This is a genomic window from Undibacterium sp. Rencai35W (assembly GCF_049340185.1).
Lineage (GTDB): Bacteria > Pseudomonadota > Gammaproteobacteria > Burkholderiales > Burkholderiaceae_D > Undibacterium.
Map to the genome: position 1 here is coordinate 1 of NZ_JBMPPC010000019.1, position 830 is coordinate 830.

1 protein-coding gene is annotated in these 830 nt (G+C 47.1%); it reads right to left on the reverse strand.

What is annotated here, in order from left to right; genetic code table 11:
- A partial coding sequence (locus ACO0K3_RS19480; RefSeq protein ID WP_422987502.1) for a DUF4214 domain-containing protein occupies nt 1-711 on the reverse strand: 711 nt, incomplete at its 3' end.
- Nucleotides 712-830: the final 119 nt, after the last annotated feature.

Consider the following 830-nt stretch of genomic DNA (forward strand, 5'->3'; position numbering starts at 1 on the left):
TGGGATCGCAATTGCGCTGATAGACGTCAAGCTCATTGTGTCATTACCGGCGCCGCCATCGATATTGTCCAATGCTGTCAATACACCTGCTGTCAATGAACTGATTGTGTCATTGCCTGCTGTGCCGACGATTGAGTCAATACCAGTAGTCAGAGCAAAAGTCTGACCTGCTGCTGCTGAAGTAACGGCCAATACCGTTGCATCCAGAGTTGCTGGAACGATCGCTGTTGCCAGTGTCGCTGCATCAGTTACACCAGCGATGAATGCTTTAGCCAGTGTCAATGATGGTGTACCAGAGTAACCAACGATTTCAAGGTTTGTATCAACTGCTGCAGTGAAACTAGTTGCGGCAGATACTTTGCTTGTGTAAGCAACCAAGTCAGTACCTTGAGCGCCAGCAGCGATTTGGGTAACAACGTTGGAGATAGAGATAGCTTTTTGATCCAGCAACAGTGCCCAGTACAACAAGCCACTTGGCTCAGCTGCACGGCCGAACAAGTTTGTGTAAACCTGGTTGACGATCTGTGTGCTGTTCATACCAGCGTATGCTGCTGTGTATTCTGCAGATTGGGAGAAAGCTGCGCTAACAGCTGTAGTAGAACCAGCATTGGCTGCAACTACGGATTCCCAGTATTGCAGACCAGCTGGATCAGCAGGACGGCTGAAGTAGGCTACGTACAGTTTCTGTACTGCGTTTGTATAAATACCCATTTAAAGCTCCTAAAAAATTTCAGAGTTAAGTTAATTTGCAGCATTACTACTTGTAGTCTGCATCACAGCGTAGCGGATGATGGCAGAAGACCTTACAACTTTATGTGACATGCATCACA